Annotated in this window: 13 protein-coding genes; 5 read left to right on the top strand and 8 right to left on the bottom strand. The window is 37.8% G+C overall.

Annotation, left to right across the window (positions count from 1 at the left end; all coding sequences use genetic code 11):
- Positions 1-63: 63 nt before the first annotated feature.
- Entirely contained in the window at positions 64-3,096 is a 3,033-nt protein-coding gene (locus ANA7108_RS0111635) for a type ISP restriction/modification enzyme (protein ID WP_016950967.1), read from the top strand.
- A gap of 216 nt (positions 3,097-3,312) precedes the next feature.
- Here ANA7108_RS0111635 and ANA7108_RS0111630 read toward each other — a convergent pair whose 3' ends face one another.
- The 5 genes from ANA7108_RS0111630 to ANA7108_RS0111610 form a co-directional block, all read right to left on the bottom strand.
- Positions 3,313-4,338 carry an ABC transporter permease gene (locus ANA7108_RS0111630; protein ID WP_016950966.1) on the bottom strand — a complete coding sequence of 342 codons (1,026 nt, stop codon included), beginning with the start codon at positions 4,336-4,338 and terminating at the stop codon, positions 3,313-3,315.
- Positions 4,339-4,554: 216 nt separating this feature from the next.
- Positions 4,555-6,213: an ABC transporter substrate-binding protein gene (locus ANA7108_RS0111625; RefSeq protein ID WP_369750742.1), complete on the bottom strand. Its 1,659-nt coding sequence runs from the start codon at positions 6,211-6,213 to the stop codon at positions 4,555-4,557.
- Between the two features lie 87 nt (positions 6,214-6,300).
- A complete protein-coding gene (locus ANA7108_RS0111620) occupies positions 6,301-6,870 on the bottom strand; it encodes a Uma2 family endonuclease (RefSeq protein WP_016950964.1) in 570 nt (189 codons plus the stop codon).
- A 58-nt stretch (positions 6,871-6,928) separates the two neighbouring features.
- Positions 6,929-7,171 (bottom strand): type II toxin-antitoxin system Phd/YefM family antitoxin, encoded by a 243-nt coding sequence (locus tag ANA7108_RS0111615; RefSeq protein WP_237741509.1) that lies wholly within the window; start codon positions 7,169-7,171, stop codon positions 6,929-6,931.
- Positions 7,172-7,403: 232 nt separating this feature from the next.
- A complete protein-coding gene (locus ANA7108_RS0111610) occupies positions 7,404-8,237 on the bottom strand; it encodes a serine protease (RefSeq protein WP_144052378.1) in 834 nt (277 codons plus the stop codon).
- A 639-nt stretch (positions 8,238-8,876) separates the two neighbouring features.
- Here ANA7108_RS0111610 and psbB point away from each other — a divergent pair.
- The 4 genes from psbB to ANA7108_RS0111590 all read left to right on the top strand — a co-directional run bounded on the left by psbB (position 8,877) and on the right by ANA7108_RS0111590 (position 13,124).
- Entirely contained in the window at positions 8,877-10,406 is a 1,530-nt protein-coding gene (psbB, locus tag ANA7108_RS0111600; protein WP_016950960.1) for a photosystem II chlorophyll-binding protein CP47, read from the top strand.
- Between the two features lie 102 nt (positions 10,407-10,508).
- Positions 10,509-10,613, top strand: a complete 105-nt coding sequence (locus ANA7108_RS28780) for a photosystem II reaction center protein T (RefSeq protein WP_084776914.1) — start codon at positions 10,509-10,511, stop codon at positions 10,611-10,613.
- 400 nt (positions 10,614-11,013) lie between these two features.
- Entirely contained in the window at positions 11,014-12,150 is a 1,137-nt protein-coding gene (locus tag ANA7108_RS0111595; protein WP_016950959.1) for a 30S ribosomal protein S1, read from the top strand.
- Between the two features lie 239 nt (positions 12,151-12,389).
- On the top strand, positions 12,390-13,124 hold the full coding sequence (locus ANA7108_RS0111590; RefSeq protein WP_016950958.1) for an HAD family hydrolase: 735 nt from the start codon (positions 12,390-12,392) through the stop codon (positions 13,122-13,124).
- Positions 13,125-13,157: 33 nt separating this feature from the next.
- On the opposite strand, the gene ANA7108_RS0111585 is transcribed toward ANA7108_RS0111590, so the two are convergent.
- The 3 genes from ANA7108_RS0111585 to yidD all read right to left on the bottom strand — a co-directional run bounded on the left by ANA7108_RS0111585 (position 13,158) and on the right by yidD (position 17,095).
- Positions 13,158-15,134, bottom strand: coding sequence for a WD40 repeat domain-containing protein (locus ANA7108_RS0111585; RefSeq protein WP_016950957.1), 1,977 nt, complete (start codon positions 15,132-15,134; stop codon positions 13,158-13,160).
- A 340-nt stretch (positions 15,135-15,474) separates the two neighbouring features.
- On the bottom strand, positions 15,475-16,491 hold the full coding sequence (locus ANA7108_RS0111580; RefSeq protein ID WP_016950956.1) for a sulfate/molybdate ABC transporter ATP-binding protein: 1,017 nt from the start codon (positions 16,489-16,491) through the stop codon (positions 15,475-15,477).
- Positions 16,492-16,576: 85 nt separating this feature from the next.
- A complete protein-coding gene (gene yidD, locus ANA7108_RS0111575) occupies positions 16,577-17,095 on the bottom strand; it encodes a membrane protein insertion efficiency factor YidD (protein WP_016950955.1) in 519 nt (172 codons plus the stop codon).
- Positions 17,096-17,168 lie beyond the last annotated feature (73 nt).

The following is a 17,168-nucleotide window of genomic DNA, read 5'->3' as shown; positions in this document are numbered from 1 at the left end:
TTCTAGGTTTGTTAGGGCTAAAGCCCTTACTACTAACTTTTATTTTATTCAGTCTTACTACTTATGTCTAGACTCCTGGTTACTCAATATCAAGCGGAAGTAGAAAAAATTATTGAATATGGTGGTTCTCGCAAAGAAACATCTATTCGTGTTGCTTTTCAAAACCTCCTCAATGAATATTGCAAACCCAGAGATTTTCTACTCATTCCTGAATTAGATTATAAACTACCAAATGGTAAACTTGTTTATCCAGATGGGACAATTAAAGATGCTTTACGTTTAGATTGGGGTTATTGGGAAAGCAAAGATCAATATGATCAATTAGACGAAGAAATAGAAAATAAATTAAATAAAGGTTATCCAGATAGTAATATTTTATTTGAAGATTCCCAAACTGCGGTTTTAATTCAATCTGGACAGGAAACTCAGCGCGTTTCCATGCGCGATGCTGACGCAGTAGATGGAATTATTACCAGTTTTATTAATTATGTTCGTCCTGAAGTTAGAGATTTTCGGGAAGCGATAGAAATCTTTAAACAAGATTTACCTACTATTTTAAATTCTCTCAGAGATTTGATTGATAGTCAAGGAATAAATAACAAATCTTTTCAAACTGCGCGAGATAAGTTTTGGGGAATTTGCAAAGAATCAATTAATCCAGAAATCAGTTTACTTGATATTCGGGAAATGATGATTCAGCATATTTTAACAGAAGATATTTTTATCAATATTTTCAGTGAATCACAGTTTCATCAAGAAAATAATGTAGCGCGAGAATTACAAGAAATAATTTCTACCTTTTTTACTGGAACTGTCAAACGCAATACTCTGGGAAGCATTGAAAGATATTATGCAGTTATTAGACGAACTGCGGCAAATATTTATAATCATCAAGAAAAACAGAAGTTTCTTAAAGCCTTGTATGAGAATTTCTACAAAGCATATAATCCTAAAGCTGCGGATAGATTAGGAATTGTTTATACTCCTAATGAAATTGTCAGGTTTATGATTGAAAGTGTCGATTTTCTCACACATAAACATTTTGGTAAATTGTTAGCTGATAAAGATGTCGAAATTTTAGATCCTGCGACAGGAACGGGGACTTTTATTACTGAATTAATTGATTATTTACCACAACATAGTTTAGAACATAAATATAAACACGAAATTCATTGTAATGAGGTGGCAATTTTACCTTATTACATTGCCAATTTGAATATTGAATTTACCTATAAGCAGAAAATGGGGGTGTATGAAGAGTTTGAAAATATTTGTTTTGTAGATACTTTAGATAATGTACCTTTTGTAGATAAGCAATTGGATTTATTTATTACGAGTGTGGAGAATACCGCAAGAATCAAAAGACAGAATGATAAAACTATTTCTGTGATTATTGGTAATCCTCCTTATAATGCAAAACAGGAAAACTTTAATGATAATAATGCTAATCGTTATTATAAAGCTATAGATAAGTTAATTAAGGAATCTTATATTAAATATAGTAAAGCTCAAAATAATATTGTTGTTTATGATATGTACACTCGGTTTATTAGATGGGCTGCTGATAGACTAGGTAAAAATGGGATTATTGCATTTATCACTAATTCATCTTTTATTGATGCTAGAACCTTCGACGGTTTTAGAAAAGCGATAACTGATGATTTTAATTATATCTATATAATAGATTTACATGGTGATGTCAGGAAAAATCCCAAACTTTCAGGAACTACACATAATGTTTTTGGGATTCAAACTGGTGTCGCTATTATGTTTTTGGTGAAAAAGCAGAAAAGTGATTTTAATAATTGTCAAATATTCCATATTCGTCGTCCAGATTTTGATACAGCAAGTGAAAAATTAAAGTTCTTATCTCAAACTAAATTTAATCAAATTCCTTTTGAACATATTACACCAGATAAAAACTATAATTGGATTAATCAATCTGATAATGATTTTGAAACTCTTTTACCTTTGGTTAATAAAGATGTGAAAGCAGGTAAAGGGGAAGAAGCCGTATTTAAACTATTCTTCAGAGGTATGGAAACAGGTAGAGATGAATGGGTTTATGATTTTTGTGAAGACACCCTTACAGATAAAATTAGATTTTTTATCAAAATCTATCAACAAACTTTACAAAATAAGGATTTACAATATACAAATGAAATTAAACGGGATAGAGAAATTACAAAATATTTAGACAGAAAAATAAATAAAGAGTTTAATATAACACAAATTATTAAGAGTTTATATCGTCCCTATACTAAAAGCTTTTTTTATTTTGATAGACATTTTAATAGAATGCCTTCCTATTGGTTGGAAATTCATAGAAGTGATATATTAGATAATATATATATAGCATTTTCAGCGTTAGGAAATACAAAACCATTTCATTGTTTAGGTAGTAATACAATTATTGATTTGCATTTAACAGGAGATTCTCAATGTTTTTCTCTCTACCGTTACGACAAAGAAGGAAAACGCATTGATAATATTACTGACTGGGGATTAAAACAAATTCAAAACCATTACCAAGATACAACAATTACCAAAATAGATATCTTTCATTATACCTACGCAGTCTTACATAACCCAGCATATCGCAGCAAATACGAACTTAACCTCAAACGCGAATTTCCTCGTTTACCATATTATGAAGACTTCCAAAAATGGGTTAATTGGGGTAAACAACTCATAGAATTACATATTAATTATGAAACAGTCACACCCTATAAATTAACCCGTCTTGATATTCCTTTAAAAGACATAAAAAACAACCGTTCGACTTCACTCACGGAACGCCAAAAAACACCAAAACCCAAGTTAAAAGCCGATAAAACCAAAAATAGCATTATTTTAGATGATGTCACCAGATTAGAAAATATTCCTCTCACAGCTTGGGAATATATGCTAGGTAATCGTTGCGCGTTAGAATGGATATTAGATCAATATAAAGAAAAGAAACCAAAAGATCCCACAATTGCAGAAAAATTCAATACTTATTGTTTTGCAGATTATAAAGAACAGGTAATAAATTTATTAATGAAAGTCTGTACCGTGAGTGTAGAAACGATGAATATTATTAAAGAAATGGAATAATGTCTGAATCAGGATATCCAGGATTAAAGGATTTTCAGGATTAATAAATACAACATCCTGTTAATCCTTAAATCTTCTCAATCCTGATTCAGACAATGAAAATAATAATGAGAATATCTGAATCAGGATACCCAGAATTAAAGGATTTTCAGGATTAATAAATACAACATCCTGTTAATCCTTAAATCTTCTCAATCCTGATTCAGACAAAAATAACTAATATCTAATTCTTGGATCTACATAAGCATTAAGAATGTCTATTAAAATACTTGCACTCACAACAATTGATCCAAAAAATACTAACACTCCCTGAACTGTGGGATAATCTCGGTCAGAAATCGCTTGATATAATCTATTTGCTAACCCCGGCCAGGAAAACGTCACTTCTGTTAAAATTGCTCCACCTAATAGGGAAGCAAATGTTAATCCTAATACCGTAATTACAGGAATTAAGGCATTTTTTAAAGCATGAGAGACTAAAATCTTATTTTCAGAAATTCCCCGCGCCCTAGCTGCTTCTACATAATCTGCTTTTAAGGTTTGCTTTAAATTCACCCGCACAATGCGCTCAAAAATTCCACTCAGTAAAATTCCTAAAGTCAAACTTGGTAAAGCTAGATGATGTAAAGATATGAAAAATTGGCTGAAATTACCACTTAATAAACTATCAATTGTATATAAACCAGTGATAGTTGCAGGTGCGGGAAGATTGGGGGGAAAACGATTGGAATTAGGAAACCAACCTAGTTGAACTGAGAAAATTAACTGTAACAACATTCCCGCCCAAAACATTGGTAAAGCATAGGTAATGATACCAAACAAACGCCCACCAATATCAAAATAAGTACCGGGACGAGAAGCGGAAATAGTACCCACTAAAACGCCGACAATTAGGGCTACAGCCATACTAGAAATGGCTAACTCTACGGTTGCGGGAAAATATTGTCCAATGATTTCGCCAACATTTTGTCCTCGACTGGTTAAGGAAGTTCCTAAATCAAAACGTAGTAAATTGCCTAAATAATTGAGATATTGTAACCAAATAGGTAAATCTAAACCAAGTTGTTTTCTTAATTCTTCTTTAGCACTTTCTGGCGCACGTCCACCCAAAATTGCATCTGCTGGATCTCCTGGGGTTGCTCTTAATAAAAGAAAGACAATTGTAATAATGGTTAATAGTTGCAGTGGTGCAAATAGCAACCGAGAAACGATGTAATATTGTAATGCTTTAGAACGAGACATATTTTTATTAATTCAAAATTCAAACTTCAACTCGTTCCTTGTCTCTGACAAGAAATGCAGCCTTGAGGCAGATAGTCACAAATTTAACCTCGTTTTTTATCTCTGACAAGGAATGTATTCTTGAGGCTCTGCTTGCATAAATTAGCATGAGGCAGAGCCTCTAAATGGCATTCCCAGCCGGAGTCTGGGAACGAGATCAAACCTGTCTCCTAGTGATTACTTTTTAATTGTTTTATAAATCAGGTTTTGGGTAGGATCAATTTTGACATCATTGACACCTTTTTGAGCAAATACATAATCTTTGTTTTGCCATAAAGGAACGTAAGGAACATCAGTAGATACTTGTGTTTGAATGTCAGCAAATATTTTCTTACGTGTTTCTGGATTTTGTTCTTTACGTTGCTGATCAATTAGTTTATTAACAGCTTCGTTATAGTAAAAAGAACCTTGGGTTTGACTGCCTCCATTTTCGCATCCTTTAGCAACTGAACCTTTTTCACAAGCTAAAAATGGCTGTACGTAATTATCTGGATCTAAAAAATCTGGATACCAATCTAGTAAAGCTGCGGGATATAAACCTTTGCTAATTTCTTTATAAAAGGTAGCACCTTCTACGGTTTTAACTTCTAATTGCAATATCCCATCCATTTTGGTATCAGCCAGAGATTTTAGTGTCTGTGCGGCTAAACTACGAGTAGGTGAACTAGCAGGATACCAAACTTGAACTTTAGCAGGATTTTCTTTAGAAAAACCAGCCGCAACTAAGGATTTTTTAGCTTGATCAAAGTTAGCATCACCATATTTATCTTTAAATAATGGTTGGGAAACATTGAATGTGGTGGGAATCATGCTGTAGAGTGGATCAGCTTGACCTAATAATACTCGCTCATTTAATAATGGACGATCAAGGAATGATGCGATCGCACTTCTAACCTCTGGTTTGTCTAAAGGTTTCTGATTGCGATTCAACACCATATAACTAACTACACTACCTTGAGCGGTAATAGCTTGCCAATCTCCTTTTTTAGCACCTTCCTCTAAACTGCGAATTTGGTCTGGTTGCAAAGATAAGTAAGCGACATCTACAGCACCAGTTCGGAAAGCATTAAACAAATTAACTGGACTAGTCTGAATTTGGACATTAACACCTTTATTGGCTGGTTTTTCACCCCAATATTGCTCAAATACATCAAATCGTAAGGAATCAGTACCATACTGCGCTAATTTGTAAGCACCAGTCCCCACAAAAGTATTCGGCTTAAATTTCCCAGCCCCAATTTCATAAGCTTTGGGAGAAACTGCACACACCCCAGAAAAGGCTAATAGGGAGGGAAACGCGGCAAAGGGCTTTTTAAGCTTAATTGTTAATTCATAGTCCCCTGTGGCTTTCACAGAAGCAACTGTATCGGAAAGCAAGAAAGATGGTTTACCTTTATTTTCGATAAAACGCTGGATACTAAATTCCATTGCTTTAGCGTTGAAAGGAGTCTGATCATGAAACACCACTCCCTGACGGATGGGGATGGTGTAAGTTAAACCATCTGTACTAACTTTAGGTAATGCTGTAGCCAGTTGGGGCTTAATTTCTGTGCTACCTGGTTCATAGGTGTACAAGCGATCGCTCATATTAAATACTAAACCCAATGATGCCAATTCATACGCATCAGCCGGATCAAGAGTTCTGGGCTTCGATGTCGTACCTATGGTAATCCGTCCATCCCCAGCCGGAGTATTGACAGTACCAGTTGTTGGAGTAGTAGTCTGCGTGCGAGGGGTGCAGCTAACAGACAAGAATAAACATAAACAGAACAAAGATAGGAATCTTGTAACCCTAACCCACCGGAGTTTAGACAAGGACAACCAAGTTATCACGATTAATATTTTTAAATCAGGAATTGATTATTCTAATATATGTGTTTAGCTAATTACATCTTCTCAGATTATCTTTACAAGAACAGCATCTCATCCTTGTAAAACTTCAGCAGCAGTCAACTTGAGATCAGGAAAAAGGGTCGAAACAATCAAGCTATCATTTTCATATACCTGTTGTTCATAAAAACCCTCCACCCATTCTAATACTGTCACCTTTTTGTCAATGGGATCAACAATCCAATATTCGGCAATCCCCCGCGCCGCATACTCGGATCTCTTGTAACGATAATCACGACTAGCCTGATTAGGACTCACCACTTCAACTACCAGTAAGGGTGGTGGCATATCCATATATACCAGTGAACGAGTAGCTCCTGCCATTGCAACAGCTAACTCTTCCGAAAATACTACCAGATCAGGTACACGCACACCCACTCTTCTGCTATTCACAGCCACCTCGGCCTTCATCCGCAATCGAGAAGATGGGATACCATAAGTTAAAAAATAGGCAACCAAAAACATTGCTATTCGTTGATTTATATCACTTTCTGAAGGCATGGGAATTAATTCTCCATTTTCCAATTCATATAAACTATCCGTACCATCGTCATAGTTGAGAAATTCCTCAAAGGTCATCTTTTTAGCAATTGCTACTGTCATTGCCTTTTCTCCCGTGGGTTAGCTTACCTTAATTATCACTTAGTTTTTTGATCTCTTATTATTCAATTAAATCTCTCTCAACAATCTCACCTGCTTTTGCTGATTGAATTGAGGTAAGAAGATGCTTGGCGTTAACAGGATTTGACAGCAAATATAATGTTTCTTGCCATGATGAAAATTCGTCTAGAGAAATCAAAATAGCCTTGTTGCCTTTGTTATTACAAATAATTGTTGGTTCCACGTCTGCAATAACCCGATCTATCAAACCATCTAAGTCATGACTTGCTTGCTGAGTCGTCATGGCATCCATTTCATATTCCTTTATCTATTTATTTATTAGTTAGCTAAATTTTAGCCTATAAATTTCAGGATTAAAATAAAAGGAAGAAAGAATGTTGGGGTTCGTTTCTCAACCTTATCTACAAGAGAGGCGATCGCATTGCAGCATAACAGACGAACCCACAGCACAGGTCGGCGATATACTTTAGAGTCAGGAACAAATGTATAATCCTATATTCCGGTGCAGTAAAGTATTAGGATCTTTGCATTAATAGTTGTTTGAAATCTCTTATTTTTTGAGATTTAACAACGAATCCTAAGTTATTCGGGATTTTTGATAAGCTTATTGGTATTTGACTTAGTGGAATATTAATAGTTTGAATTTCTCCCTGAGCTACGTGCTGTGGACCCGCAAAAAGAGCGCCCAATAGAATAAGTCTACCACTGCTTCTAATCATAGTTCCACGAGCATTCATATAAGCACCTTGATCAAAGATTAAAACAGGACTACCGCTAGAGCCTGGGAAGCAGGCACAATCTATCACGAAAATTGGAAGACCGTTATAATTATACTTAGGACTTGTTGCTGTTACACCTTTCCTGATAATTGGCATATTATTGTGTTTATCCCAAATACCATTTGGGTAACCAATCATAGTTATATTTTCCAGTCCAGATAAGTCCGCTAGGGTTTCATCAGTAGGTATTAGTGAATCGTCAAGAGGTGGAGCGAAAAATTTTACACCCTTAGCTTCTGCTTCATGAAACAAAGGAGCCATTGGAAATACTGCTAAATCAACATCATTATCTGGATGTTTAATCCAAAGGCTTTCAAAATTACTTAATACTATCTTTTCAACTTCTCCTAAAATTGGCTCATTATTTTCGTCACTTTTTGTAAGAACAAATGAACCCACGACACTACCATTAATTACGTGCTTATTTGTAACAATAATAGGGATACTTTGATTATTTTCTAGTGCAAACGCAAAGAAGAAACCTGTTCCAGTGCATGAGTTGCCATCTTGTAATTCACACTCTAAACGCACGGTAGTGTGCATCAATATCTCAGCAGTACTTAGTGGCATAAAAATTCTTTTTGAGGTTAACTAGTTATTAGACGGACAATTTCTGTCTTTTGCAACGAAACTTCCCTTGATTAGACATAACTAACTCAGGTATTGAAAGAATCACAACCATTTTAACGATACCATAATATTTTCGGACAATATAAAGCACTCTTCAAACACTTAACAGCAATAAGTCTGAAATAAGTCTGAAATTCTTCTACAAGCTATCTGCTAAAAGCAGCTGCGCTTCGCGATCGCTTGGTCAAGCCCCAATTTGGTTTGATGGTGGAATTGTGGCATGAAAAAAACTTCATTTTTCCAGATAGATCAGGCTATAATCAGTAGCAACCGTGGAATTAGTAGCAATATTTAAGCCACAAGCTAAGTAATCACAACTATTGACACGCTTGCAAAGCGTTCCATCAATAGTTACACTTTTTAAAACATTCTCATTTTTGATTAGCAATTGCCCAACCACTCAAACAGCAACTTCTTGACAAAAAAAGTGAACTGTGATAGTGAATCGGCATTGCCAAAATCAACACTGGCAATAAAAAAACTTAGAAAGTTATCTGTGGCGCGATTCTCGTTCCTGATAACCTCAGTCAGAAAATTGCTTAGTAAACAAAACTAACTCATCTAGGAGGATTGTAGTCAATGGGACTACCCTGGTATCGAGTACATACAGTTGTCCTGAACGATCCAGGTCGGCTGATTTCTGTACACTTAATGCACACAGCCCTAGTTGCTGGCTGGGCAGGTTCAATGGCACTGTACGAACTGGCCACTTACGATTCAAGTGATCCAGTTCTTAACCCCATGTGGCGGCAAGGGATGTTCGTTCTTCCCTTCATGTCACGGTTAGGTGTTACCCAATCTTGGGGTGGTTGGAGCGTTACTGGCGCTCAAGCAACTGACCCTGGTTTTTGGTCATTTGAAGGCGTTGCTGCGGCTCACATCGTTCTTTCCGGTCTGTTATTCCTGGCAGCCGTTTGGCACTGGGTTTACTGGGATTTGGAACTCTTTAGAGATCCCCGCACCGGCGAACCTGCACTAGACTTGCCAAAAATGTTTGGCATTCACCTGTTCTTATCTGGTTTACTTTGTTTTGGTTTCGGTGCATTCCACCTCACTGGATTATTTGGCCCCGGTATGTGGGTTTCTGATGCCTTTGGTGTCACCGGTAGCATCCAAGCAGTAGCACCAGAATGGGGACCAGCCGGGTTTAACCCCTATAACCCCGGTGGCGTTGTGGCTCACCACATAGCAGCGGGTGTTGTTGGCATTATTGCGGGTTTATTCCACCTCACAGTTAGACCCCCTGAAAGGCTCTACAAAGCCCTACGGATGGGGAATATTGAAACAGTACTTTCCAGCAGTATCGCAGCGGTTTTCTTCGCCGCTTTCGTAGTTGCTGGTACTATGTGGTACGGTAACGCTACCACCCCTATTGAACTGTTTGGACCCACCCGTTACCAATGGGATCAAGGCTACTTCCATCAGGAAATTGAACGCCGTGTGCAAACTAGTGTTGCACAAGGTGCAAGCCTTACAGAAGCTTGGTCACAAATCCCAGAAAAACTGGCCTTCTACGATTACGTAGGCAATAGCCCCGCCAAAGGTGGTCTGTTCCGCACAGGACCAATGGTTAAGGGTGATGGCATTGCCCAATCTTGGCAAGGTCACGCGGTATTCAAAGATTCTGAAGGTCGGGAACTGACAGTACGTCGTCTACCTAACTTCTTTGAAACCTTCCCAGTAATTCTGACTGATGCTGATGGTGTTATCCGCGCTGATATCCCCTTCCGTCGGGCAGAATCTAAGTACAGCTTTGAGCAAACAGGCGTTACTGTTAGCTTCTACGGTGGCAATCTGAATGGTCAAACCTTTACAGATCCTGCTGATGTGAAGAAGTATGCCCGTAAGGCTCAAGGTGGCGAAATATTTGAATTTGACCGGGAAACCTTAAACTCTGATGGTGTATTCCGTACATCTCCTAGAGGTTGGTTTACATTTGGTCACGCCGTATTTGCTCTGTTGTTCTTCTTTGGACATCTGTGGCACGGTTCTCGGACAATCTACCGAGATGTGTTTGCTGGTGTGGAAGCAGATCTAGAAGAGCAAGTAGAATGGGGTCTATTCCAGAAAGTGGGTGATAAATCAACCCGCCGGAAAGAAGCCCTCTAATTTTTGGGGACTGGGAATTGGGAATTTTGGGATATCACCCAGCACCTAATCCCAGTCCTTGGTACACTAATATTACTGGCTGGATAAACAGGAACTCGTAATATGGAAAGTGTTGCATACATCTTGATTTTGACTTTGGCAATAGGCGTTCTCTTTTTTGCGATCGCATTCCGCGAACCCCCCCGCTTTGAGAGAAAAGATAAGTAGATTTCTATTACCAGATTTGTAAAGCAATCTAAAGATTCTATCCGTTGCCGCCTGTTTAGGTAGCAACGGATAATTTTGCGAGTGTCTTTTGCTAAACTGATGAGGCTACCACCGCCAACTACTGAAAAACTTTTTGATATGTGATATAATATCCTATCTGGAAGTTCATATGTGTGAACCTAGCTCTTCTGCGCTAGGATAAACAAAGGTGTAAGTGTAAACTTCTTTAAAAAAAGCCCTTACCCGTTGTGGGACAGACAATGGATGCTTGTGGTGGGTAAAGTCATTAGACTCCCCGTAAAGCAAGAAACTGCTTTTCTTGATTAGCAGCAGACAGTCGAATACACATTGTTAATTGTGGCAAAAACTTGACGGAGAACAGAACCAGGAACAAATCAGCATGGTCAATCAGAACTTAACCGCTACAGAAATTGGATTTACTCACGAAGATTTCGCTGCTCTACTCGATAAGTACGATTATCACTTTAGCCCTGGTGATGTTGTGCCAGGTACAGTTTTCAGTATAGAGCCGCGCGGCGCTCTGATTGACATCGGTGCTAAAACAGCAGCATACATACCTATACAGGAAATGTCTATTAACCGGGTGGATAGCCCGGAAGAAGTCTTACAATCAAATGAAACACGGGAATTTTTCATCCTCACTGATGAAAACGAAGATGGTCAGTTAACCCTTTCCATTCGTCGTATTGAATACATGAGGGCATGGGAAAGAGTACGCCAATTACAGGCAGAAGATGCTACTGTCCGTTCTGGTGTATTTGCTACTAATCGTGGGGGTGCATTAGTACGAATTGAGGGACTACGCGGCTTTATCCCCGGTTCCCATATTAGTACCCGCAAACCTAAAGAAGAATTGGTAGGGGAAGAACTACCATTGAAATTCCTAGAAGTAGACGAAGAACGTAATCGCTTAGTTCTTTCTCATCGTCGAGCGCTAGTTGAGCGCAAGATGAACCGCTTGGAAGTTGGTGAAGTAGTAATTGGTACTGTTCGCGGTATTAAGCCCTACGGTGCATTCATCGACATTGGTGGTGTTAGTGGACTACTCCACATTTCGGAAATTTCCCACGAGCATATTGACACACCTCACAGCGTTTTTAATGTCAATGATGAAGTGAAAGTGATGATCATTGACTTAGATGCAGAAAGAGGAAGGATTTCCCTGTCTACCAAACAGTTAGAACCTGAACCTGGTGACATGATTAAAAACCGTGATTTGGTCTATGATAAGGCCGAAGAAATGGCAGCTAAGTATAGGGAACAGATGTTAGCGAAACAACAGGGTATCACGGCTACACCTGTAGAAACAGTAGAAGCTGTGGAAGCTGTAGAAGCTGTAGAAGCTGTAGAAGCTGTAGAAGCTGTAGAAGCTGTAGAAACAGTGGAAGCAGTTGAAGCAGTTGAAGTCGTAGAAACAGTGGAAGCAGTGGAAGCAGTGGAAGCCGTTGAAGTCATAGCAGAAATTCCACCAGCCACTGAAGCTGATGAAGAGATCCCAGCAGCTATTGAAGAGTAATGCATTTTCAGTTGTAATTACTTGCAACTTAAAGCATCAAAGCATTTAACAAAGAGGGATTTTCCCTCTTTTTTTATGCTGAAACCATTTATAGCAACTGCCAAGGTGGTTAGGACACCAACTGATTATAAAACCTAGATAGCAAAAGACTTTTCATACTGTCATCTATCCTCTGTCACCTGCTATAAAACTCAAAGACAAAAGGACTGTTAAAGCTGTTCCCTATTTCCTGTTATAACATGGCAACTATTAAATGTAGAGAAATCACGTTTTCTGATATTCAAGCAATCTTATTTGATAAAGATGGTACTTTAGAAGACTCACAAGCATATTTGCGATCGCTCGGACAAAGAGGCGCACGGATCATAGATGCACAAATTCCCGGAATTGGGGAACCTTTATTGATGGCTTTTGGTATTAATAGCAATACATTAGATCCCGCTGGTTTACTAGCAGTAGCCAGTCGCCGAGAAACAGAAGTTGCCGCCGCCGCATATATAGCTGAAACAGGTCGAGGATGGTTCGATTCTTTAAAAATCGCCCGTCAAGCTTTAATCGAAGCTGAACAATACATTGATAAAACTCCTTCACCGTTGTTTGTAGGTAGCTTAGAGGCGCTGAAGTTTCTATCAGAAGCAGGTCTAAAACTTGGCATCCTCTCAGCAGCCACAAGCCAAGATGTGGGGGAATTTGTTGCTCATCACCAGTTAGGCAATTATCTTCAACTAGAAATGGGAGTTGATGAAGGCCCAAGTAAACCAGATCCATTACTATTTTTGCAAGCTTGCCAACTTTTGGGAGTAGACCCATGTAAAACACTCATGGTAGGTGATTCCATTGGTGATATGCAAATGGCACGTAATGCTAAAGCCGCTGGTTGTATTGGGATTACTTGGATTGGTAATTCAAGTAATGTTAAAGGCGCAGATGTGGTGATTAACGAGCTTCATGAAATCCAAGTTATGCAATTTTAATTCCAGCTTTAGCAGCATCAAAACTTGACAATATTAATTATACTGCCAAATTTTGATAGTATTATCAGCACTGCCACTAACTATTGTCTTTCCATCTGGACTGAATGCTACACAATAAACATTTAATGAATGTTCTACAAGAGTATTAATCAATTCTTTGGTCTCTAGATGCCAAAGCCTAATTGTTTTATCATTACTGCAACTCGCTAAAGTCTTACCATCAGGGCTAAAAGCAATACTATTTACACAATCGGTATGACCAGCAAATGTGTTAATAAGCTCTCCCGTAGCCAGATACCAAAGTTTAATTGTGTTATTGTCACTACCAGTGGCAAAAGTTTTCCCATCAGGGCTGACAGCTATAGTGTTAATAGACTCTGAATGATCGGCAATGGTAGTATCTACCATGCCTGTTCTTACATTCCATATTTTGATACTTTGATCACAACCAGCACTAATTAGATGTTGACCATCAATACTGAAGACAATCGAGTTAATAGAATTTTCATGTGCAATCAGATTATAAATTAACTTTTCGTTGATTAAATCCCATATTTTAACTGTTTTATCTAAACTTGCAGTGGCATAAGTTTGACTATCAGGACTAAAAGCAACTGAATTTACACCATCTGAATGCTCAATAAATGTTTTACCTTTTAGAGAATGCCATAGTTTAAATGTTTTGTCATCGCTACCACTGGCAATAATCTTGCCATCATGGGAAAAGGTAACAGAGCGAACATAGTTTGAATGCCCAGTTAAAGTATGAATTATTTCACCAGTTTCTATATTCCAAACCTTAATGCTTTTATCTGCACTTCCACTAGCAAAAGTCTTGCCATCTGGGTTGACAGCAACAGAAAAAATATGATCTGAATGTCCGTAAAGTGTATTCACACAGCGCCAAAATTTTGGTCTTTCTTTTTGAGAATTAGCTAATATTTTCAATTCATTGTTATAAATATTTCTATATGTTTGCCTAATTAATTTGAGCTTTTCCATCATTTTATCAGTCCATATTGAAGGAAAATCTGAACTTAAGTTAAATAACTGAGGTTCATAATTAGGGTTGATATTCAGGTAATACCAATCTGCTAAAAATGCTGCTAATAGCTTGTGCAGAATCACAATAGTCTGTCGAATTGTTCGCAAACTCTTAGTTTCATCACTTCCTGCTTCCTCAAGTTGTCTTTTGAGTTCTTCCCAGTCCAAAGGTTCAAAGGATAAAGATACTGGCTCTTGTAGTCCCCAAAATCTCACATTAAAGTAAACTTCATGGTCCGTGATATCAGTGTAAATAATGGCTGTTGGTACGGCGGATAAAATCGTTTCTAACTGCTTGACTTCAGCATCAAAAACTGAGCGCTCAAAATATTTACCATAAAATTCTACAGGACAGAAATCACTACCAAGTGGATAATACTTCTCTAAAAATAGTTTTAATTGATTACGGATTTCTTTTTTGAGACTATCGCGGAATGATATAGGAAAGTCATCGCTAATATCTGGAGGAGGAACTAACATTAATAACCGTGGTTTCTTCTGTTCATCTACAAAAATTCTTTGTGCTTCATCACGACTTAACACACCCGGCCACTTCTGCTGGTCAAAAATTCCCTGAATTTCTTTCTGTTTAATACCAATTTCATTAGCAGTTGCTTCTCTACTTAAGTCTAGATATAAGACGCTTAACTTGCTCCTATCTTCTATTTCTTCTTGCTTAATTTGCTGTAATCTTGCATTCTTTACCTCTTGATCTGCTGAAATTGGTAAATCTGCATCTAAACCTGTTTTTTCAATTTGTAAGAATTCTTTTTTTCTGGCTTCTCGACGATTGTAATAGTCAATTTCTGCCTGAAGTACTCGCTGATCTTGTCTAACTTCTTGAACTTTAGCAGGTAAATTAACGATATTTTCCTGAACAAGAGTTTGGTTAATAAACGCTGATATAATGCGATTCGTGGTATGAGTAACAAAACCGACAGCAGCACCAACAGTATCAAATGCCATAGAATGTTTCAGTTGACTATTTACTATTTTTGTCAACTTCATTATGTCAATTTTATTGGTTGATGTTATCAGTGTATAGATTATGATATTGGTATTAAAACTATTCGATTACCCAATATCGAATGTTCAACCCCTAATATCTTGTCAGGTTGAACACTTATTATTAGAGCTAATGAGGAGAGTTTTTTTGATCAGCAATTAAACAGACTTGATATAATCAGCTCTAAGGTTGATAGTTTATTTCTTGGGGACTATAGGGAAAATGGAGCAGGTCAAAAGGGAGACAATTCTTTACTAATGCAACCTAAACCATGCTCCTAGATTTAGTTTGGAAATTCCTTTAAATAGAATAATAAAGTGGGAAAGATTTAGCATCTTTGGGTTTTACATACACACGTTCTTGCGGTTTTAATTTTAACTCATCAAAGCGATCACGTGTTAAATGCGCTGTCACCATTTGTCCATCATCTAATGCTAATTCTACTTGAATTTCCCAACCCAAATGAATCACACGGTTAACTTTAGCAGGTGCGGTTGTACCGTTAGCAACTCTTTCCACAATTACATCTTGTGGACGCAGAAATACTTCTGGGTTAACCGAATCGAAACCGCTGCTTTGAAAAATCTTGGAAGAACTGGGTAAAACATTTACAGGTCCAATAAAACTCATCACAAATGCTGACGCAGGATGGTCGTAAATTTGCGCTGGAGTCCCTACCTGTTCAACTTTGCCTTTATTCATCACCACGATTTCATCTGCCACTTCCATTGCTTCTTCTTGGTCGTGGGTAACGAAAACTGTGGTAACATGAACCTCATCATGGAGACGACGTAACCAAGCGCGTAAATCTTTACGGACTTTGGCATCTAATGCGCCAAATGGTTCATCTAATAATAATACATTCGGTTCTACAGCCAATGCTCTAGCTAAGGCTACCCGTTGTCTTTGTCCACCAGAAAGTTGTGACGGATAGCGATCGCCTAATCCACTTAATTGGACCAATTCTAATAACTGCTCGACCCTTCCCTTAATCTTCTTTTGCGGTGCTTTACGAATTTCTAAACCAAAGGCGATATTTTGTCGCACAGTTAAATGCTTAAATAGAGCATAGTGCTGGAATACAAAGCCAATATTTCGTTCTTGCACACTTTGATATGTTGCATCCTTCCCAGTCAATAATATTTTGCCACTATCGGGCATTTCTAGACCGGATATTAACCGCAGCAGGGTAGATTTACCAGACCCAGATGGACCGAGTAAAGCCACCAGTGAACCACTGTTAATTTCTAAACTCACTTGATCAACGGCTTGGAAACTACCAAATTGCTTAGAGACATTCTCAACTACTATGCCCACTGGTTTTATACCTCTGCTATTAATCTACGGTTTACGGGTAGGACTACTGTATATTTATATCATATTCAGAATTGATTGCAGAAAATTACCAACTACAACCACCACAATCGAGAAAACTACAATCAGCAACGCTACAATCTAGAGAACTGCAATCAACCGCACTACAATCCATAGCACCACATTCTAGAGAACTACAATCAACCAGATTCAGCATTTCTGGACAATCACCACTTATTTCAGCACAATTAATTCCTAAATCCACAGCATCAAAATTATTTTGACAAGATGGTTTGGGAGCAATTGGCTGAGGTTTCTTTTTTTGCTGATCTTCATCTGTTGTTGGTGGTTCTAGTTCCTCCGCTTGGGATTTGAGAATTCTATTTGCTTGTTTACAACTTTGAAATCTCACACGGGACTTGGCACATCCAGCTTTTAACCCTTCCTGAGCAATTACCCGCTTAATGTAACCAGAGCAAGAATCACCACCATACAAAACTCGGTGAGCGCACGTAAAGCCTTTATAAGGGGAAATATGTTGTTGATACCCAGTAATTGCGGAAACACCAACTTTTCTAGTAAAAGAATCCCAAACTGAAACTTGCATATTTTTTCAGGTCTGTATGAAATAGTTAATTCTTCTAGTTACCATCAACTAATATCTAGTCATAAATCCTAAT

The organism is Anabaena sp. PCC 7108 (assembly GCF_000332135.1).
Lineage (GTDB): Bacteria > Cyanobacteriota > Cyanobacteriia > Cyanobacteriales > Nostocaceae > Anabaena.
The sequence above is the reverse complement of the archived record's forward strand: the minus strand, read 5'-3'. Positions and strand labels throughout refer to the sequence as shown.